This window comes from Salinisphaera orenii subsp. halophila YIM 95161 (genome assembly GCF_003732545.1).
GTDB classification, from domain to species: Bacteria; Pseudomonadota; Gammaproteobacteria; order Nevskiales; family Salinisphaeraceae; genus Salinisphaera; species Salinisphaera orenii_A.
On the sequence record NZ_AYKF01000143.1, the window covers coordinates 58,360 to 76,577 of the forward strand.

The following is an 18,218-nucleotide window of genomic DNA, read 5'->3' on the forward strand; positions in this document are numbered from 1 at the left end:
ATTTTCTCGGGAACGTGCCGCCTTCAGGCGGGCGGCTACAGCGGTTGATCAGATCGGCAGATCGAGGTTCGGGCTGTCCTTGAAGCTGGTGATCGGCGGATAGGCGCGCTCATCGGTCACGACGTCGATGACCGTCACGGCCGTCGACGCCAGCCCCCGCTCGAGCGCGGCGCGATAGTCGGCCGGGTCCTCCACGCGTATGCCCTCACAGCCGCAGGCCCGCGCGATCGCGGCATGGTCGACCGCCGTGAATTCGCAGACATCGGTGTAATCGCCGTGCAGCACCTGCTCGGAGTGCTTCTGATAACCCAGGATCTGGTTGTTGAGCACCGTGATCGTGACCGGCAGCCCCATGCGCCGTGCGGTTTCGAGCTCCGCCCAGACGTGGGCGAAGCCGCCATCACCGGTCAGACAGAACACGGGCGCCTCCGGCCGGGCCGCCTTGGCGCCGAGCGCGAACGGAACGCCCCAACCCAGGCCGGCAAGGCCACGCGGCGTGACGAAGCGGCTGCCCGCCCTGCGGGAGGTCAGGAAGTTGGCGACCCAGATCGAGGCATAGCTGGCATCCGCGACGACCAGCGTCTCCGGCGTCAGCACGGCGTCGAGATCGCGCATGAGGCGTTCGGGCCGGGTCGGCCGAGCCTCCATGTCCACCAGCGATGCCAGATCGCTGCTCCACGCCGCCCGGGCCTCGCCGATGCGGGTCTCCAGCTGTTCGCGGGCCTGCTCGCGAGCGGACAGATCGGCCGCGGCGAGCCCGCGGTTCAGCGCCTGCAGGGTCAGGCGGGCGTCGCCGACCAGGCGCAGGGCTTCGTAGTTGCGGCCGACTTCCTGCGCGTCGATATCCAGATGAATATAACGGGCATTGTCCGGATACAGCGACCAGCTGTCGGTCCCGTTCTGGTTCGTGCGATTGCCGATCAGCAGAATGACGTCGGCTTCCGTCACCAGCGAACGCAGCGGCGCGGTGCGGCCGCGCTTGCCCATGAAATAGCCGACCACGCCGACCGACAACGGGTGCTGTTCGTCCACAGCGCCCTTGCCCATGGCGGTCGTGGCGACGGGGAAGCCGAGCGCCTGCAGCTCGGCCAGCGCGTCACAGGCCTTCGAGCCGTGCACGCCGCCGCCGGCGATGATCAGCGGGCGTTGCGCGCCGGCGAGCAGGTCGACGGCTTCGCTGACGCGATCCGGATCGGCCACGCTCCGATCCAGCGGATAGGTGCCGAGATCGGCCTGCCGCGCCCTGGCGGGCCCGGGGAGTTCGTCGTCGAGCACGTCCACGGGTACCAGCAGCACGGCCGGCCCGCCGCGCCCGGAGGCGGCCGCGGTGAACGCCATATCGACGTAGTCGTCGATGCGCTCGGCCTGATTGACACGCCGCACCCACTTGCTGACGCCCTTGAACAGTTCGAGGTGGTCCAGTTCCTGGAACGCGTTGCGATCGGTGTTGGAGCGCGCGACGTCCTGGACGATGGCGACCATCGGCGTGGATGCGGTCAGCGCCTCCCCCAGACCGGCCACCAGCAACGTGGCCGCCGGCCCGTTCTGAGCCGCGACGACCGACACGCGCCCGGACACCCGGGCGTAGGCGTCCGCCATCGCCGCCCCGGCGTTCTCGGTGCGATACCCGATCTGGCGGATGCCGTAGTCGGGCCCGGCGAGAAAGAGCTTCGACGGAATGCTCTGGCCGAATATCTCCGTGACGCCGTGGCGTGCCAGTGCCGCCGCGAGGCGCTGGGCGCCCGTTTTCGTGTTCGACTCGTTCCGGCTCGACGCACCTGTATCCATTCTCGATCTCCTCTTTTTTCGATCTTCGCTGTGGCAGAACGCGCGTCGTCAGCCGGCCGCCAGCGTCTCGAGCACGACCTTGCCGATATGGGGCGCGTCCATGCGCTCGTGCGCGGCCACCACATCGGCCAGCGCGTAGGTCGAATCGATGACCGGACGGCAGCGGCCCTCGGCCCAGAGGGGCGTCGCGAAGTCCGCGAGTGCCGCCGCGATTTCCGCCTTGGCCTCGACGCTGCGCGCCCGCAGCGTCGAGCCCGTGAAGGTGACCCGCTTGGGCATGAGATGACGCAGATCGATGGTGGCTTGCGGGCCCTGCATCAGCGCGATCTGAACGAGGCGCCCGTCCACGGCCACGACCTGCAGATTGCGATCGACATAGTCTCCGGCGACCATGTCCAGCACCACATCCACGCCGCGGCCGTCGGTGCGGTCGTGGATCTCGGAGACGAAATCGACCGCCCGGTAATTCAGCGCCACCTCGGCACCCAGTGTCCGGCAGCGCTCGCACTTGTCCTCGCTGCCCGCGGTGACGTAGACCGTGGCCCCGCGCGCCACGGCGAGCTGAATCGCGGTGGTGCCGATGCCGGAGCTGCCGCCATGGACCAGCAGCGTCTCGCCGGCCTTCAATCCGCCGCGCTCGAACACGTTCGTCCAGACGGTGAAGAAGGTCTCGGGAACCGCGGCCGCCTCCACCATCGAGAAGCCCTCGGGCACCGACAGCGCGTTGCGTTCGTCGACCACCGCGTATTCGCTGTAGCCGCCGCTGGCGACCAGCGCCATGACCCGGTCGCCGACGGCGAAGCGCTCGACGCCGTCAGCCACGGCCACCACCTCGCCGGCGATCTCCAGCCCGAGCACGTCGTTGGCGCCCGGCGGCGGCGGATAGTTGCCCATGCGCTGCATCACGTCGGGCCGATTGACGCCGGCCGCCGCCACCCGTACGAGCAGTTCGCGCCCCGCCGGCCGCGGCACCGGCCGGGATTCGGTTCTCAGCGCCGACGGCCCGCCCGGCTCCGGCGCAGTGACGACGGTCATGGTCTCGGGCAAGGCTGCAGCGTTCATGCGGTCTCCGGCTTGAGCAGAATCTTCATCGCGTCGCGGTTTCGGGCCCGCTCGAACCCATCGATCGCATCCGCCAGCGGGAGGCGATCGGTGATCATTTCGGACAGGCGTTCTCCGTGCTCGGCGAGTACCGCGAGCACACGCGGCCATGCCGCGGCCTTCGTGTCATGTGCCGCCCGCAGCTGCTTCTTGTCGCGCACGAGCTGCGTGAGCGGGATCTCGATCGGCTGGCTGTGAATGCCGGCGACGACCAGGATGCCGCTCGATCTCAGCGCGGCGAGCCCCTGATGAACGGAATCGACGACGCCGGTCGCCTCGATGACGCGATCGACCGGCCGGCCGAAGACGCGCTCTACGGCGTCGGCCAACGGCTCGTCGGCCAGGTCGACGCAATGTTCGACGCCCATCCGGCGGGCCAGCGCGAGCCGACCGCTGTCGTGCAGCCCGGCCAGGAGCACCGGCGCGCAGCCGCGGTGCTGGGCCAGCCAGGCCAGCGCCACACCGATGGGCCCCGGGCCCAGTACCACCACGGCGTCGCCGGCCGCGCATTCGCCGACGTCCAGCGCATTCTCGGCGATCGACAGCGGCTCGCTGAGCGCAGCCAGATCGAGATCCAGGCCCTCGGGCAGCCGATAGCAGTTGCCGGCGGGCACGTTGACGCGGGCGGCGAAGCCACCGTCGATGTGCAGGCCGATGACTTCGCGCGCCTGACAGTCCTGGGGCCGCTCGGCGCGACAGTGGAAACAGTCGCCGCAGGCGGTCGTGGGCCAGGCGGTGACGCGGTCGCCGACGCGAAACGACGTCGTGGCGCTGCCCGCCGCGGCGACGGTACCGGCGAATTCGTGGCCCAGCGTGACCGGCAGCCGGTCGTGCATGAACTCGTAGCCGGGCGTCGACTCGTAGACGTGCAGATCGCTGCCGCAGATGCCCGTGGCAGCGATCTCGATCTGAACCTCGTGGGCCGCCGGCGGGCCCGGCTCGTCCACCTCGACGACGTCCAGCCCGAACGCGGTGCTCGTCTTGCGCAACGCCAGCATCACTTCTCCTCTGTCCTCGCTTTGCCGACGGCCGCTTGTATCGGTTTCTGTCTTCGCGTCCGGCCGTCGCATAATCGGATTGAGTACAACCCGATGTTCGTTACATGTAATTTGTTATAACGAATACTGAATAACAACTTCTCACTCTGTCAACCCGCGCCCTCGCTTATGGAAACCGACACCACCCGAAAGCTTTCACAGGTCACCAAGAACAACCTCAGCGATCTGGCCTATCAGCAGCTGCGACGCGCGCTCATGCGCAGCGAACTGCCGCCCGGCGAGCGCCTGCGTCTGCGGCCGCTGTCCAAGCATCTCGGGATCAGCGCGACACCGATCCGCGAAGCCCTGATCCGGCTGGTCTCGGAGAACGCGCTGAAACTCGACGCCAGAGGCACCGCCGTCGTGCCGCTGCTCAAGCTGGCCGAGCTTCGCGAGATTCAGTCACTGCGGATCATGCTCGAGGGCGAGGCCGGCACGCAGGCCGCCCAGCGCATCACGTCGGCCGAACTGGAGGCACTACGGGCGATTCAGCACGAGATCGCCGACTGCCATGCGACAGAGGATTTCGACCGCGCATTGCTGCTCAACGAAAAGTTTCACTTCGGGGTGATCACGGCGAGCGGCATGCCGATCAACTATCAGATCCTCGAGACGCTCTGGATGCGCTGCGGGCCGATACTCAGCCATCTCTACGACACCGGAAACTTCAGCTGGGCGGTGCATCCGCACGATGTCGTGCTGGAAGGGCTGGAAACACAGGACGGCGCCATGGTGCGCGAGGCGATCCGACGCGACATCATCGAGGGCGGCCAGAGCCTGATCGATTATCTCTCCGCCCAGGAGAATCCGCCGATGGCGCGTCGGGCCAGTCGCTGAAGCACGGCGATCGACCGCAGCGGCCCGTGAGGACGCAACCTCGCCCGGCCCTGTCTCGCAAGGATTTAATAAGTCCGGCCGGTTCGAGGCGGCGCAGCCGGCCGCCTCCCAGCGAACCGCGCCGACCCATGCCATCGCGGCCCGGCCGCCACCCGACGACTGCCTTGTCGAGCGCGCCGAGCGTGACGGCCGATCCGCGGCTTCAGCGCAGAATCAGAAGCGGAATGGTGGCGTGGCGGATCATTTCCGTCGTGGTGCTGCCGATCAGCAGATGACGGATGCGGGAATGACCGTAGGCGCCCATCACCAGCAGGTCGATGTCGTGGCGCTGCTGGTAGTCGCGTAGAGTGGTCTCGATCTCGCCGGTCAGCGTCTGCGTGTGCACCTCGGCACAGGCGTCGGCGAGATGACGGCCGGCGGTGGCCAGCTGTTCGGCGAGCGCCTCGCTGTCCTGGCCGACGAAGACGATGTGGCACTCGGCCTCTTGCAGCAGCGGGCTGGTGGCGATGCGCTCGATCATCCGCAGTGCAGTGCGGCTGCCGTCGAAGGCGATCAGTACACGCTTCGGTGCGCCGAATCCGGGCGGCGTGATGAGGATCGGACAGTGCAGCGACCGGATCGCCCGCTCCAGATTGGAGCCCAGATGCTCGCGCGCGGCGTCGGCGTTGGTGCCGCGCTTGCCGAGCACGAGCAGACGGATCGAATCCTCGATCTCGACCAGGGCCTCGACCAGCGCGCCGTTGCGCAGCCGGGTCGTGGCGTCCGCCACCCCGGCCTCACGAGCGCGCTCCTGGGCGGCGCGCAGCATCAGGCGCCCCTGCTCCTGAGCGAGCTTGGCACGCTGCTCGTCGAGCGAGGCCAGCTCCTCGAGCAGATGCTCGCGGGTGCCGAGCCCGATCTGGCCGCTGGCGTCGGACACGCCCGGCTCGGCGTGGTTGTCGATGACGTGCAGGATCGACATCGGCGCCGTCAGACGCCGGCTGGCCCAGGCCGCGGCGTCGCAGACCGCCGAGGCGTACTCGGAGTCGTCGATGCAGGCCGTTATCGTTTTATCCATTGTGTTGTCTCCTCAGTGGCCGCCCATCAGATCTTCCACTGCACCGGGCTTGTCGTGGACGGCGAATCGGTCGACCAGCGTGGCGCTGGCCTCGTCGAGCCCGACGACCTCGACGTCGGTGCCCTCGCGGCGGAACTTGATGACCACCCGGTCGAGCGCCCCGACCGCGGTGATGTCCCAGAAATGCGCCCGGCGCACGTCGATCCGGACGTGCTCGAGCGTCTCCTTGAAGTCGAAGGCCTCGCTGAAGCGATCCGCCGAGGCGAAGAAGACCTGTCCGACCACCTCATAGGCCCGCCCCGCCCCGTCCTCGGTGGGTGCGCTGTCCACGCGCAGCACGCGCCCGACCTTGTTGGCGAAGAACAGCGCGGCCAGCAGGACGCCGACGAACACGCCGATCGCCAGATTATGCGTCACCACGACCACCACCACGGTCGTGACCATCACGATGTTGGTACTCATCGGGTGCTTGCGCAGGTCCCGCAGCGATTCCCAGCTGAACGTGCCGATCGCCACCATGATCATCACCGCGACCAGCGCCGCCATGGGAATGAGCGAGACCAGCGGAGACAGAAACACCACCATGATCAACAGGAACACGCCCGCCGCGAGCGTGGACAGCCGCGTGCGGCCGCCCGATTTGATGTTGATCACCGACTGCCCGATCATCGCGCAGCCCGCCATGCCGCCCAGCAGGCCGGAGCCGATGTTGGCGATGCCCTGGCCGCGGCATTCACGGTTCTTGTCGCTCGGCGTGTCGGTGAGGTCGTCCACGATGGTGGCGGTCATCATCGACTCCATCAGGCCCACGACCGCCATCATCGCGGCATAAGGGAAGATGATGCGCAGGGTCTCCAGACTCAGGGGCACCTCCGGCCACAGGAACACCGGCAGCGTGTCGGGCAGCTCGCCCATGTCGCCGACCGTGCGCACATCGATGCCGCTGAGGACGTAGACGCTGGTCAGCACCACGATGCAGATCAGCGGCGACGGCAGCATACGACCGATCAGTGGCAGATAGGGGAACAGATAGATGATCGCCAGCCCGGCCGCGGTCATCGCATACACGTGCCAGGTGACGCCGGTGAGCTCCGGCAGCTGGGCCATGAAGATGAGGATCGCCAGCGCGTTGACGAAGCCGGTGACCACCGAGCGCGACACGAAGCGCATGAGCGCGCCGAGCCGTAGCCACCCCGCCGCGATCTGCAGCACGCCGGTCAGCAGCGTGGCCGCGAGCAGGTACTGCAGACCGTGATCCTTGACCAGCGTGATCATCAGCAGCGCCATGGCACCGGTCGCGGCCGAGATCATGCCCGGGCGCCCTCCGGCGAAGGCGCTGATCACACAGATCGAGAACGAGGCATAGAGGCCGACCTTCGGGTCGACACCGGCGATGATCGAGAAGGCGATCGCCTCCGGGATCAGGGCCAGCGCGACGACGATGCCGGCCAGCAGATCGGGACGCACGTTGGACAGCCAGCGGTGGGCTATGGTCTGGAGCATTCGATATCTTTCCGTCACGAATTGACGTGGCCGAAAACAGGGCCACAAGAAGGAGCGCGCCCGATTCAGTCGCCGGCTACCGGCGACCGGAGGGCACCAGGATCGACACAGAGCGTCGGATCGATGGGCGCGGGGCCCGGCTGCGGACAGCGCGGGCCGAGTTCAGGATGCGGCCGGATCGACGCGCGAGCGCGCATCGACCGAAGCCGGCCCGGGGCTAGGGCGGACTGCACCGGTGGCGTGAGTCACGGCCCTGCGGGCGGCTTTCGAGTCGCGTGGTCAAATCCGGATCCTGTGGTCAGTGTCCGCGGGGAAGGCCTGGCGCGCGAACAGGGGCGCGGAGAATAGCACAGCGCTCGCCGGCATTCGCAGCGCGTCGTCCGCGTCGGACACCCCGGCCGGCGCCGGCGCGCCTCGAACCGACGCTGTTCACAGCCGCTGCAAAGGCGGATACTCGACGGCGCGACGGGCGACTGTCGCCGCGAGCGCCGCGGTGCGACGCCCCGCCACCCCCACACCCGTAGGCCAAACCCATGTGGTTGCACACCCGCTGCGATCTGACGTTCGACTTCGCCGTGCCGACGCCGCTGATTCTGATGCTCCGCCCACGCAGCCAAGCGCACCAGTGGGTCGCGCGAGAGACCTACGAACTGTCTCCCGGCGTGCACGCCTTCGAGTTCACCGACACCTACGGCAATCGCTGTCAGCGCCTGACCGCGCCGCCCGGCGCGTTCGCGATCGCCACGACGGCGGATGTGCGCGTCGCCGACACCGCCGGCGCCGCGCCGGGCGCACCGTTCGTGGATATCGAGACGCTGCCCGACGACGTGCTGATCCACCTGCTGCCGAGCCGCTTCTGCGAATCCGATCGCTTCGGCCGGATGGCCGCGGAGATCGCGGCCGGCTGCGCGCTGGGCTACGATCAGGTCGCCGCGATCACGGCCTGGATCCGGGCCGGGGTGCGCTACGAGCCGGGCACCAGCGACGTGCCGATCACCGCCATCGACGTGAACCAGCGTCGGGCCGGCGTCTGCCGTGACCTGTCGCACCTGGGCATTGCGCTCTGCCGCGGCCTGAGCATTCCGGCGCGACTGGGGGTCGGCTATCTACACGGCCTCGTGCCAATGGACATGCACGCCTGGTTCGAGGCCTATGTCGGCGGCCGCTGGCACGTCTTCGACGCCACCCAGGCCGGGCCTGTCGCCGGCTACGTGGCCGTGGGCTACGGGCGGGATGCCGCCGACGTGGCCATCTTCAACCAGTTCGGCCCGCCGGCGAACACCACGACGCAGGAAGTCGCGGTCTCGCGGATCGACTAGGGCCTGTTAACACTTCATGCGAACGCCGCGTCGGAGATCGCACATCGTGTGCTGCAAGCGCGAGTCGCCGATCGTGGCGAGCCACGATCCGGACTGGCAACGCCGCGGAGTGCCCATGGTTGTTTCAGGGGCGGCTCAACCCATAGGGCCAAGCGCCCCATGAAATGAACAAGGTGCGGCATTCCAGTGTTCTCGCACGCTGGCGCAGACTGATTGCGCCTTGCCTTGCCGCCCATAGTCGATTTTCAGAAAGCGCTTGGCGCGGGCTCGCATGAAGCGTTGACAGGCTCTGGCCGCGGACGCTCGCGGGGCAAGGCCGCTCGTCGCCCGCACGCGCGATAGGAGGCACCGGATCGGCGCGCCCGCGAAAGGCGTCGCCCCGGCTCGGGCCGTGGCGCCGCCATGGCAGAATGCGCGGTTTGGCGCACCCCGAAACGGAGGCCGACATGCAGCGCGTCCTCGACATTCCCGCCGACGGCGGCAACATCGACGCCCACATCGTCACACCCGACGATGCCGCCGGGCCGATGCCGCCGGTGGTGCTGTTCACCGATATCGGCGGGCTGCGCCCCTGCTATCACGACAAGGCGCAGCGTATCGCCGACGGCGGCTACGCCGTGCTCATGCCCAACGTCTATCATCGCGACGCGACCGGCCCGGTGGTGCCGGAGGGCAAATCCTTCCGCGACGACGACGTGCGGCCCACACTGTTCGAGTACGCCGGTCATCTCACCGCGGAAGCCCAGGCCCGCGACTTCGACGCCCTGCTGCGCTGCGTGGACCACGAATCCGAATTCGCCGCCGGCGGGGTCGCGGTCGTCGGCTATTGCATGACCGGCGCCTTCGCCCTGCGCATGGCCGCCTGGCATCCGCAACGCATCGCCGCCGCGGCGGGCTTTCACTCGGCGCGCCTGGCCGCGGCGGACGACCCCGACAGCCCGGTGCACGTCGTCGACGCCATCGAGGCCCGCGTCTATCTGGGTCATGCCGACGGCGACGAGCTGCTGCCACCGGATCAGATCGGGCGTCTGGACGCGGCCCTGGCCGCCGCCGGGGTGGACTTCACAACCGAGCTCTACCGCGGCGCGGCCCACGGCTACACCGCCGCCGACGCGCCGGTCTACAACCCGACCGCGGATGACCGCCACTATCGGCGGCTGTTCACGCTGCTCGGAGAGACCATCGGCTGAGCGCTTGGCGACGGCCAAGGGCGGGAGGATGTCGGCGAACGTCCGAGGGCGTGTTTGCCGACGGATCTCCAGGCCGAAGGGAAACACCTGAGCGGCCGAATCGATGATGCGCACGAACGCGTCGCGCGCTCACGGCGGCCGCCGATCATGCAGCGCCAACGGATTAGGACGAGCACGCCACGGCTCCGATCCGGCCAAACGTGGCCCGCCACCGATCCGCGTCGTCCTCGCCCGTAGCCCGAAAGCCAGGGCCGGCGCGCATGCTAGGCCGCTGCCATGGGGGCGGATCCCAGACCATCGCGTTACGGGCGGCTGCCGGCGCGACCCCTACTCCACCCGGCCGCTCGATGCACCAGGATTCTGTGCCGGAGCAAGGCTCAGGCGTGCCCTACCGGGCCAAATCGGGCCGACAACCCGAGCGGACCCAACGATTCGACTGCGCCCCGGCCCGCGCCCGGCTATCGCTCATCGCACGGGGACCACCGACCGGCGCATCGATCTACCGGAGCCGGCCACGCCGAATCCGTGACCGCACGCGCCGGTGCGGCGTCGTGACGACACCGAGACCCGTGGCGGCGCCGTGCCGAAGAGCGCGCCTACACCGGGTGGCCAACCCTGTGACACGGCGCCTGTGCACCACGCCGCACGGCGGGCCGCGCGTCGTCAGACCGCGTCCGGCTGGGCGCCGTAGGTCCTGAACTTCTCCAGCACCCGATCGATTTCGGCGCTGTCCAGCAACACCGGCCCGCCGAGCTGCAGCGACAGGACATACTGGCGCGCCAGCTCCTCGACCTCCACCGCCAGCGCCACGGCCTTGTCGAGGGTGGCGCCGCAGGCGATCATGCCATGGTTGGCCAGCAGACAGGCCAGCCGGCCGTCGAGGGCGGTCAACGCCGCCTCGGATAACGCGGCCGTGCCGAAGGTGGCGTAATCCGCGCAGCGGATGGTGGGCCCACCCGCTGCCGCGATCATGTAATGCAGCGGCGGGATCTCCCGACGCTGGATCGAGACCACCGTGGCGTACGGCGCATGGGTATGCACCACGGCGTGAACGTCCGCGCGCTGCTGCAGGATGTCGCGGTGGAAGCGCCACTCGCTGGTCGGCCGCAGCCGGCCGTCGAAACCGCCGTCCATGTGCATGGGCACGATGTCCTCGGCGCTCAGCCGGTCGTAGCCCATGCCGGTCGGCGTGACCAGCAGGCCGTCGCCGTGGCGCACGCTGATGTTGCCGGTGGTGCCGTGATTGAGGCCGGCCGCGGTCAGCGCCCGGCCGTGGTCGATGATCGCCTGCCGCGCGGCGTATTCGGACATGACGGCTGTGCTCCGGCATCAATTCCAGCCGCCGATTCTGCCACGCGGGCGCGCCGGATGGCGCCGGCACCGACGGGCGCGAGCGCCGTCCGGAACGCCGCCCGGCCCGGCCACCGACCGCAGCGGCGACGCCCGGCCGCGCCGCAGCGCCCCGCGCGATCAGGCGGCATCGCGGACCGCTGGTGCCTCGGGTTCGTCGGCGTTGGCGGGCCCGCCCCGCGTTGTCGACGCCGAGGCACGCGGTGCCAGCGCAGGCGCGAAGCGCCGCAGACGCAGCGAGTTCGTCAGCACGAAGACGCTCGACAGGCTCATGGCAGCCGCTGCCAGCGCCGGGCTGAGCAGCCAGCCGGTCCACGGATAGAACACGCCGGCGGCGAGCGGTATCAGCAGCACGTTGTAACCGTAGGCCCAGCCGAAGTTCATGCGGATGGTGCTCATGGTGCGCCGGGCCAGCGCGATCGCATTGACCACGCCTGCCAGATCGGCGCGCATGAGCACGACGTCGCCGGACTCGATGGCGATGTCGGTGCCGCTGCCGACGGCCACGCCCACGTCCGCGCGGGTGAGCGCCGGGGCGTCGTTGATGCCGTCACCGACGAACGCCACACGAGCGTCGTCGCGCTGCAGGCGCTTGATCTCGTCGGCCTTGGCATCGGGCATGACGCCGGCCATCACCCGGTCGATGCCGAGCTCGTCGGCGATCGCACGGGCGGTGGCCTCGTTGTCGCCGGTGAGCATGGCCACATCCAGGCCCAGATCGTGCAGCGCATCGACGGTGTCGCGCGCCTCGCTCCGGGCCGGGTCGGCCACCGCGACGAGTGCGGCCAATCGCCCGTCGATCGCCGCGAACAGCGGCGTGCGCGCCGCCCGCGCGAGGCTGTCGGCGCGCGCCTCAAGGGCGGCCGTATCGATGCCGAGCCGCTGCATGTAGCGGGCCGCGCCGATCTGCACGCGCCGGCCTTCGACCTCGGCCTCGACGCCTTCACCCGTGTGCACGGCAAAGTCGGTCGCCGCCAGCAGATCGTGGCCCGCATCGCGGGCGGCCGCGACGATCGCCGCGCCCACCGGATGCTCGCTGAGCGCCTCGACCGCCGCGATCCGGCGCAGCACAGTGTCGCGGTCGAAGTCCGCGACGGGCTCCAGCTCGGTCAGCGCGGGCGCGCCCTCGGTGAGGGTGCCGGTCTTGTCGAAGACGACCGTGTTGACGCCCGCCAGCTGCTCGATCGCGGTACCGCGCCGGAACAGCACCCCCATGGCCGCGCCGCGACCGGTGCCGACCATGATGGCCGTGGGCGTCGCCAGCCCCATGGCGCAGGGGCAGGCGATGAGCAGCACCGACACGGCGGCCACGAACGCCAGCGCCAGCGCCGGGCTGGGGCCGAGGATCAGCCAGGCGACGAAGGTGGCCACCGCGATGGCCATCACGATGGGCACGAAGACCCCGGCGATGCGATCGGCGATGGCCTGGATCGCCGGCTTTTCCGCCTGCGCCTCCTCGACCATGCGGATGATCTGGGCCAGCACCGTGTCGCCGCCGACACTCGTGGCGCGGATCTCGAGATGGCCGCTCTGATTGACGGTGCCGCCCACGACCTCGGCGCCGGCGGTCTTTTCCACCGGCACGGGCTCGCCCGAGATCATGGATTCGTCCACATAGCTCTCGCCGGAGACCACCTGCCCGTCCACCGGCACGCGCTCGCCGGGCCGCACCGAGACGACGTCGTCGACCACCACCGCGTCGACGGACACCGCCTGCCAGTCGCCGTCGCGACGCACCCGCGCCGTCCGGGCCTGCAGCTGCATCAGACCCCGGACCGCCTGGGACGTCCGGCCCCGGGCCAGTGCCTCCAGATAGCGCCCGAGCAGGATGAGGGTGACGATCATGCCCGCGGCGTCGAAATAGGTGTTCGCGGTATCGCTCGGAAACAGCTGCGGTACGCTAAACGCGGCCAGCGAATAGAAGAACGCGGCGTTCGAGCCGATCATCACCAGGCTGTTCATGCCCGGCGCGGCGTGCCGCAGCTCGGCCCAGCCCTGGGTGTAGAAACGCCGGCCGGCCCAGAACAGCACCGGCAGGACGAGCAATAGTTCGACGCCCTTCCAGGCGCGCTCCGGCATCAGCCCGTGCATCGCGCTCGCCACGCCGGGGACCATCGGCGCCATGGCGATCGCGAACAGCGGAATCGTGAACGCCGCAGCGAACAGCACGGCCCGCTTCAGGCGCCCGGCCTCGTCGGCGTCCCCGGTGTCATCTTCGGTCGCGGTCTCGTCGGCGTCGAGCTCGACCGGCGTATAGCCGGTCGCCGTCACGCGCTCGAAGATGGCGTCCCGATCGACCACGCCGGCCAGATACTCCACCCGCGCGCGCTCCGTGGTCAGATTGACCGTCGCCCGGATCACGCCGTCGAGCGCGCCCAGGCGCTTTTCGATGCGTGCCACGCAACCGCCGCAGGTCATGCCCCGAACGCCGAACTCGAGAGTGTCGGCGATCGGCGTGTAGCCGGCGTTCTCGACCGCTTCGAACAGGGCGCCGACGTCGTTCGCACCAGCATCGAAGTCCACGCGCGCCCGTCCGGTCGCGAGATTGACGCGGGCATCGCGCACGCCCTCGACCTTCGCCAGGCCCTTCTCGACGCGGGCCACGCAGGCGCCGCAGCTCATGCCGTCGACGCCGAAATCGATCTGCTTCGTGTCCGTTCGGGCCATATCGGCCTCCCCCGCCGCTAGCGGTATTTGAGAACGTCCATGAGCTCGGCCACGATCGCGTCCTCGTCGCCGCGCTCGTGGGCCGTGACCACGTGATGCTTGAGATGCCCGCGCAGGATCAGATCACCGGTCTTGGACAGGGCGCCGTTGACCGCCTTGATCTGCTTGAGCGCGTCCACGCAGTAGACATCGTCGCGCTCGAGCATGCGCAGAATGCCGTCGACGTGCCCGCGAATGGAGCGCAGGCGCGACGCCGCATCCTCGCGGATGTCCGGATCGATCGCGAGGCGATCGCAGCAAGTCTTGCTTTCCTCGGCCATCAGGCGGCCCGGGCCGTGTAGCCCGCCTCCTCGACGGCGGCGATCAGCGCCTGCGTATCCGCGCGGCCCTCGACCGCTGCCTCGCCGGCCTCGAGATCCACCGCGGCGACCCGATCGACGCCCGCGACGCCGGCCAGCGCGTCCCGCACGGCCGACACGCAATGGCCGCAACTCATGCCTTCGATTTGCAACCGAATCATCTTCCTCTCCTGAAAACATCCACCCCCTATGGGGTGGGGTTTGATTGAAGTAGGCTAGGATGCGTGCTGCGTCACGTCAAACCAGACCGCGAAAATTCGCTATTGGAATGAGAACTGAGATCTATGTAATCGGCCACGGCGGCATGAGGTTACCCCCTCACCACCTGGGGTAAGACAAGGCCAGAAGCTTTCTGAAATATCCGCACTATTACGGGGATAACCGATCAGGCGTATCCGTTTACCAATCGTCCATCACGCCACTGGTGGCCTATGCCTCATTCCACCTCGTATCCGATAACGCGGCGAGGATGCCGCATTCGCGTATCGGATGCTCCCCGTCGCATGCACTCTGTAGTTGTCGCAGCCGCGCAGCCAGCGTCTGCAACTGTCTAATGCGTTTTTCGACTGAATGAAGTTGCGTCGCAATCAGGGTGTCGACGCCATCGCACGGTGAGTGCGGATGATCGGCCAGCCGAAGCAAGTCCGCCACCGCGTCGATCGAAAAACCCAACTGCCGTGCGCGATTCACGAACGCCAGACGCTCGATGTCAGCGACTTCGTAGTAACGATAATCGTTCGTGCCACGGCGCGCCGACGGCAGAAGACGCACGCGTTCGTAATAGCGGATGGTCGATGCCGGACAGCCGGCGCGGCGTGCTGCCTGCGCAATGGTGAACATTTCTGATCCCTCTTGACTTTGAAGTTACTTCAAGGTTGATCATCAGGCATCAGAAGGTCAAAAGGAGGAATCAATGACAGGCTGTTGTGATGAAAATGATGCGCATCTGCAACAGATGCGCAGTCAGCAAGCCCGGATGCTGTGGATGGTACTGGCCATCAATGCTGCGATGTTTCTGTTCGAGTTCACCGCCGGCTGGTGGGCGGCGTCGACCGCCCTGCTCGGCGATTCACTGGACATGCTGGGCGACTCGCTTGTCTACGGCCTGAGTCTATTCGTCGTCGCGCGAAGCGCACGCTGGAAAGCCGTATCGGCGGGTTTCAAAGGGATGGTCATGCTCATCTTCGGCCTGCTGGTTCTGAGCGAAGCTATCAACAAGGTCATCAGCGGACATACGCCGCAACCGACCATAATGGCGGTTGTTGGAATGCTAGCGCTCGCCGCCAACGTACTATGTCTACTTTTACTTACTCGTCACCGCGACGACGACGTCAACATGCAATCGTCCTGGATATGCTCTCGCAATGACTTGTTTGCCAATACTGGGGTGATCCTGGCGGCAGGCCTGGTTGCGCTCACGGGGAGTATCTGGCCGGATATCATTGTCGGTGCGGCCATTGCGACTTTGTTCCTTTATTCGGCCTTCGGTGTATTGCGCGAGGCGAGGCTTAGCTTTGCATCATCGACGCCACCTGAGGAAAGCCCGGCCCGGTAGCGTCGAAATCAACTCGATGGGGCTTGCGGTCATCTATACGAAGAGTGTAGCCGCGATCTTCGTCAACTCACTCTAGCAACGGCCGGCGATATTCTTTGATGCGATGGCGAGCGTGAGCGAGTAGCAACGAGCGAGCTTAATGATGGGCTTCTACAACGACGTAGTGTTACCACGGCTTTGTCATATGGCCATGCGTAATCGCCACTTGGCGCCCTATCGACGGCGTGTGTTATCCGGCGCGCAGGGCGAAGTCCTGGAAATCGGCATCGGCTCCGGCCTCAACCTGCCGTTTTACGGGCCGCATGTCCGCGGCATTTACGGCTTGGAGCCGTCACCACAATTGGTTCGTATCGCGCGACGCGCGGCGGAGCACTCCGACCGGCCGGTTGCGCTGATCGAGGGCTCGGCAGAAGCCATTCCGTTTGATGACAAGAGCCTCGATACGATCGTGACGACCTGGACGCTGTGCAGCATCCCGCATGCGGATCGGGCGCTGGCGGAAATGCGCCGCGTGCTCAAACCAGGCGGCCAGCTTCTATTCGTCGAACATGGCTTAGGGCCGGAGGCAGCCGTGGCCCAATGGCAGCGCCGCCTGACGCCTTTCTGGTCGAAGATCAGCGGCGGCTGTCACCTGGATCGCCCGATCCAGGCATTGATCGCACAAGCCGGCTTTGACTGTACACATCTCGAAACCGGCTACATGAAAGGTCCAAAGCCCATGACCTATATGTATGAAGGCCGGGCCGTTCCGAAATAGACGCCGCATTATTCACCCGGTTGTCTGAAGAAATAACGACTCCGTACCCCACTCCGGGTGTTGTTTACGGCAGATTTGTGGCCTATACTGAAATTATGAAGTCCACCGTGCTCCACGCGCTGATCTCGATGCTGGTGTTCACCAGCGTGCTGGCCAGTCCAGCGGTCATGGCGTGGACAATGCCGGCCGAGGCTACGGCAAGCGATTGCACGTTGTGTCAGGCCGACACCGCGAAGTCGCAGCATTCCACCGCGGCGACTTCGACTTGCGCAGTGGCCATCTGCGGCATGATGGCTGATGTGGCGCACAATACGGCCGGGATCACGCCCCAGCCGCCCGCGGTACCCGCGTTTCATATCGAAACGCATTTGGGCCGCCAACTCGAGGGGCCCGACCCTTTTCCCCCGCGAGCTATCCACGCTTGATCTGACTGACGCCTGAGCGCGTCACAAACTCCGGCTGAGCTTACACAGACCGCGCCCCTGCGGTCAGTGCTGGCCTGTCATGCGACATCAACCATTACGTCGCATGTGCACGCCTAACGGCTTTCCGGACCTCCCTAGATCACGTGGAGTTCTTCCAATGACCCAACTACGTAATGCGACCGTGGCGCGCCTGACGCTCATGCTCGTTCTGTTTATCTCGACCGGCGCGGCCATCGCGGCACCGGTACAGGCTCGCCTTCACCACAACCCGGGCTGCATGTGCTGTGAGCAGTACGCCGACTACCTCAATGCCAAGGGGTACGACGTCGACGTGCTCGACACCGACGATATGGCGACTCTCAACGAAAAGCACGGCGTCGAACCGGCGTTGTCGTCCTGTCATACCACCCTCATCGGCGACTACGTCGTCGTCGGTCACGTGCCTGAACCGGTCGTTGCCAAGCTACTGCGGGAGGAACCCGATATCCGGGGTATTGCGCTACCCGGCATGCCGAGCGGCTCGCCGGGCATGCCCGGCAAAAAGAGCGAACCGTTCGTCATCAAAACGCTGAATGGCGACGTTTACACGACGTACTGAGCCTTTATCAGGCAATTACCGAGGGTATCAATGATGAAAAGCTGTAATTCCGAAGCATCGACTTCGTCGTCCGACTCGGCTCCTCCAGCCCGGCGCTGGCTCGAGCCGCGCAGCGTGCTTGTGGGCGGCGTTGCCGCCGCGGCGGTCGGGCTCGTATTCAACTGGAACTGGGTCGTGGCCATCGGGGCCGTCCCACTGCTGTTCACTCTGCCCTGCATGATCATGATGGGCTGGATGATGTGGAGCATGCGACCGAAGGCTAGCGATGATTCAACGGCCCGGCAGGAATCAAACACTCAGACCCGTTATTCAAAGCAGATAGCGCCGTCGAGCGCACCTTCTGCCCAATCCCAAGAGGACTAGAACGATGCGTACAAAAGTAAAAACGATCATCGCCGCTGCCCTGATCGCGAGCGTGCCCGCCGTATTCGCCGCCACGCAAGGCGACGGCACGAAGTCGGCATCCGCGGACAACATGGGCCACATGATGCAAGGCCAGGACGGCAAGGGCCACGGCATGGGCATGATGGGCGATGGCAACATGCCCATGATGAAAATGATGGGTCGGATGAACGACATGATGGAAACCTGCAACAAGATGATGCAGAGCAAGATGGAGAATATGGACGGCCCTAACGGTTCAACCGACCAGGGCTAGACACGAACGCGCCGGCG

The 18,218-nt window shown here is 67.0% G+C and carries 19 protein-coding genes; 8 read left to right on the top strand and 11 right to left on the bottom strand.

All coding sequences use genetic code 11. From position 1 onward, the window contains the following. Positions 1-48 precede the first annotated feature (48 nt). Genes SAHL_RS16920 through SAHL_RS16930 form a run of 3 tightly spaced genes read right to left on the bottom strand, consistent with a single transcriptional unit; the run spans position 49 to position 3,887 of the window. Positions 49-1,788 carry an acetolactate synthase catalytic subunit gene (locus SAHL_RS16920; protein WP_123592588.1) on the bottom strand — a complete coding sequence of 580 codons (1,740 nt, stop codon included), beginning with the start codon at positions 1,786-1,788 and terminating at the stop codon, positions 49-51. Positions 1,789-1,836: 48 nt separating this feature from the next. Further along, on the bottom strand, positions 1,837-2,850 hold the full coding sequence (locus SAHL_RS16925; protein ID WP_123592589.1) for an NAD(P)H-quinone oxidoreductase: 1,014 nt from the start codon (positions 2,848-2,850) through the stop codon (positions 1,837-1,839). Beyond that, positions 2,847-3,887, bottom strand: a complete 1,041-nt coding sequence (locus SAHL_RS16930; RefSeq protein WP_123592637.1) for a zinc-dependent alcohol dehydrogenase — start codon at positions 3,885-3,887, stop codon at positions 2,847-2,849. Before SAHL_RS16930 ends, SAHL_RS16925 begins: the two co-directional genes overlap by 4 nt. A 168-nt stretch (positions 3,888-4,055) precedes the next feature. Here SAHL_RS16930 and SAHL_RS16935 point away from each other — a divergent pair, with 168 nt between their 5' ends. After that, on the top strand, positions 4,056-4,763 hold the full coding sequence (locus tag SAHL_RS16935) for a GntR family transcriptional regulator (protein WP_123592590.1): 708 nt from the start codon (positions 4,056-4,058) through the stop codon (positions 4,761-4,763). Between the two features lie 202 nt (positions 4,764-4,965). Here the strand turns inward: SAHL_RS16935 and SAHL_RS16940 are convergent, their stop codons facing one another. Then, on the bottom strand, positions 4,966-5,820 hold the full coding sequence (locus SAHL_RS16940; RefSeq protein WP_123592591.1) for a universal stress protein: 855 nt from the start codon (positions 5,818-5,820) through the stop codon (positions 4,966-4,968). A gap of 12 nt (positions 5,821-5,832) precedes the next feature. After that, on the bottom strand, positions 5,833-7,323 hold the full coding sequence (locus SAHL_RS16945; RefSeq protein WP_123592592.1) for a SulP family inorganic anion transporter: 1,491 nt from the start codon (positions 7,321-7,323) through the stop codon (positions 5,833-5,835). Positions 7,324-7,856: 533 nt separating this feature from the next. Here SAHL_RS16945 and SAHL_RS16950 point away from each other — a divergent pair. Together SAHL_RS16950 and SAHL_RS16955 are read left to right on the top strand one after the other, a co-directional pair. Next, positions 7,857-8,642 (top strand): transglutaminase-like domain-containing protein, encoded by a 786-nt coding sequence (locus SAHL_RS16950; RefSeq protein ID WP_123592593.1) that lies wholly within the window; start codon positions 7,857-7,859, stop codon positions 8,640-8,642. Positions 8,643-9,088: 446 nt separating this feature from the next. Next, on the top strand, positions 9,089-9,832 hold the full coding sequence (locus SAHL_RS16955; protein WP_123592638.1) for a dienelactone hydrolase family protein: 744 nt from the start codon (positions 9,089-9,091) through the stop codon (positions 9,830-9,832). 663 nt (positions 9,833-10,495) lie between these two features. On the opposite strand, the gene SAHL_RS16960 is transcribed toward SAHL_RS16955, so the two are convergent. The 5 genes from SAHL_RS16960 to SAHL_RS16980 all read right to left on the bottom strand — a co-directional run bounded on the left by SAHL_RS16960 (position 10,496) and on the right by SAHL_RS16980 (position 15,048). Next, complete coding sequence (locus SAHL_RS16960; RefSeq protein ID WP_123592594.1) at positions 10,496-11,143, bottom strand: class II aldolase/adducin family protein; 648 nt, start codon at positions 11,141-11,143, stop codon at positions 10,496-10,498. A gap of 159 nt (positions 11,144-11,302) precedes the next feature. Beyond that, complete coding sequence (locus SAHL_RS16965) at positions 11,303-13,849, bottom strand: heavy metal translocating P-type ATPase (protein ID WP_123592595.1); 2,547 nt, start codon at positions 13,847-13,849, stop codon at positions 11,303-11,305. Between the two features lie 17 nt (positions 13,850-13,866). Then, positions 13,867-14,169 (bottom strand): metal-sensitive transcriptional regulator, encoded by a 303-nt coding sequence (locus SAHL_RS16970; RefSeq protein WP_123592596.1) that lies wholly within the window; start codon positions 14,167-14,169, stop codon positions 13,867-13,869. Then, positions 14,169-14,369 (bottom strand): CopZ family metallochaperone, encoded by a 201-nt coding sequence (locus tag SAHL_RS16975; RefSeq protein WP_123592597.1) that lies wholly within the window; start codon positions 14,367-14,369, stop codon positions 14,169-14,171. The genes SAHL_RS16970 and SAHL_RS16975 overlap by 1 nt, the downstream gene beginning before the upstream one ends. Before the next feature lie 268 nt (positions 14,370-14,637). After that, entirely contained in the window at positions 14,638-15,048 is a 411-nt protein-coding gene (locus SAHL_RS16980) for a MerR family transcriptional regulator (RefSeq protein WP_123592598.1), read from the bottom strand. Between the two features lie 73 nt (positions 15,049-15,121). Here SAHL_RS16980 and SAHL_RS16985 point away from each other — a divergent pair, with 73 nt between their 5' ends. The 4 genes from SAHL_RS16985 (at position 15,122) to SAHL_RS17000 (ending at position 17,543) form a co-directional block, all read left to right on the top strand. Further along, on the top strand, positions 15,122-15,763 hold the full coding sequence (locus SAHL_RS16985) for a cation diffusion facilitator family transporter (RefSeq protein WP_123592599.1): 642 nt from the start codon (positions 15,122-15,124) through the stop codon (positions 15,761-15,763). A gap of 142 nt (positions 15,764-15,905) precedes the next feature. Further along, positions 15,906-16,520: a class I SAM-dependent methyltransferase gene (locus SAHL_RS16990; RefSeq protein WP_123592639.1), complete on the top strand. Its 615-nt coding sequence runs from the start codon at positions 15,906-15,908 to the stop codon at positions 16,518-16,520. Positions 16,521-16,615: 95 nt separating this feature from the next. Then, positions 16,616-16,945, top strand: a complete 330-nt coding sequence (locus SAHL_RS16995; RefSeq protein WP_123592600.1) for a hypothetical protein — start codon at positions 16,616-16,618, stop codon at positions 16,943-16,945. A gap of 157 nt (positions 16,946-17,102) precedes the next feature. Continuing rightward, positions 17,103-17,543 (top strand): DUF411 domain-containing protein, encoded by a 441-nt coding sequence (locus tag SAHL_RS17000; protein ID WP_123592601.1) that lies wholly within the window; start codon positions 17,103-17,105, stop codon positions 17,541-17,543. Here SAHL_RS17000 and SAHL_RS17005 read toward each other — a convergent pair. Next, positions 17,528-17,791 (bottom strand): hypothetical protein, encoded by a 264-nt coding sequence (locus tag SAHL_RS17005; protein WP_123592602.1) that lies wholly within the window; start codon positions 17,789-17,791, stop codon positions 17,528-17,530. The two genes, SAHL_RS17000 and SAHL_RS17005, sit on opposite strands and share 16 nt — an antisense overlap. Before the next feature lie 119 nt (positions 17,792-17,910). Between SAHL_RS17005 and SAHL_RS17010 the strand changes: the two genes are divergently transcribed. Then, on the top strand, positions 17,911-18,201 hold the full coding sequence (locus SAHL_RS17010; RefSeq protein WP_123592603.1) for a hypothetical protein: 291 nt from the start codon (positions 17,911-17,913) through the stop codon (positions 18,199-18,201). The last annotated feature ends 17 nt before the right edge of the window (positions 18,202-18,218 follow it).

Coding starts and splice junctions, on each gene's coding strand:
- SAHL_RS16920 (WP_123592588.1), bottom strand. CDS start 1,788: ATGGATACAGGTGCGTCGAGCCGGAACGAGTCGAACACGAAAACGGGC.
- SAHL_RS16925 (WP_123592589.1), bottom strand. CDS start 2,850: ATGAACGCTGCAGCCTTGCCCGAGACCATGACCGTCGTCACTGCGCCG.
- SAHL_RS16930 (WP_123592637.1), bottom strand. CDS start 3,887: ATGCTGGCGTTGCGCAAGACGAGCACCGCGTTCGGGCTGGACGTCGTC.
- SAHL_RS16935 (WP_123592590.1), top strand. CDS start 4,056: ATGGAAACCGACACCACCCGAAAGCTTTCACAGGTCACCAAGAACAAC.
- SAHL_RS16940 (WP_123592591.1), bottom strand. CDS start 5,820: ATGGATAAAACGATAACGGCCTGCATCGACGACTCCGAGTACGCCTCG.
- SAHL_RS16945 (WP_123592592.1), bottom strand. CDS start 7,323: ATGCTCCAGACCATAGCCCACCGCTGGCTGTCCAACGTGCGTCCCGAT.
- SAHL_RS16950 (WP_123592593.1), top strand. CDS start 7,857: ATGTGGTTGCACACCCGCTGCGATCTGACGTTCGACTTCGCCGTGCCG.
- SAHL_RS16955 (WP_123592638.1), top strand. CDS start 9,089: ATGCAGCGCGTCCTCGACATTCCCGCCGACGGCGGCAACATCGACGCC.
- SAHL_RS16960 (WP_123592594.1), bottom strand. CDS start 11,143: ATGTCCGAATACGCCGCGCGGCAGGCGATCATCGACCACGGCCGGGCG.
- SAHL_RS16965 (WP_123592595.1), bottom strand. CDS start 13,849: ATGGCCCGAACGGACACGAAGCAGATCGATTTCGGCGTCGACGGCATG.
- SAHL_RS16970 (WP_123592596.1), bottom strand. CDS start 14,169: ATGGCCGAGGAAAGCAAGACTTGCTGCGATCGCCTCGCGATCGATCCG.
- SAHL_RS16975 (WP_123592597.1), bottom strand. CDS start 14,369: ATGATTCGGTTGCAAATCGAAGGCATGAGTTGCGGCCATTGCGTGTCG.
- SAHL_RS16980 (WP_123592598.1), bottom strand. CDS start 15,048: ATGTTCACCATTGCGCAGGCAGCACGCCGCGCCGGCTGTCCGGCATCG.
- SAHL_RS16985 (WP_123592599.1), top strand. CDS start 15,122: ATGACAGGCTGTTGTGATGAAAATGATGCGCATCTGCAACAGATGCGC.
- SAHL_RS16990 (WP_123592639.1), top strand. CDS start 15,906: ATGGGCTTCTACAACGACGTAGTGTTACCACGGCTTTGTCATATGGCC.
- SAHL_RS16995 (WP_123592600.1), top strand. CDS start 16,616: ATGAAGTCCACCGTGCTCCACGCGCTGATCTCGATGCTGGTGTTCACC.
- SAHL_RS17000 (WP_123592601.1), top strand. CDS start 17,103: ATGACCCAACTACGTAATGCGACCGTGGCGCGCCTGACGCTCATGCTC.
- SAHL_RS17005 (WP_123592602.1), bottom strand. CDS start 17,791: ATGCTCCACATCATCCAGCCCATCATGATCATGCAGGGCAGAGTGAAC.
- SAHL_RS17010 (WP_123592603.1), top strand. CDS start 17,911: ATGCGTACAAAAGTAAAAACGATCATCGCCGCTGCCCTGATCGCGAGC.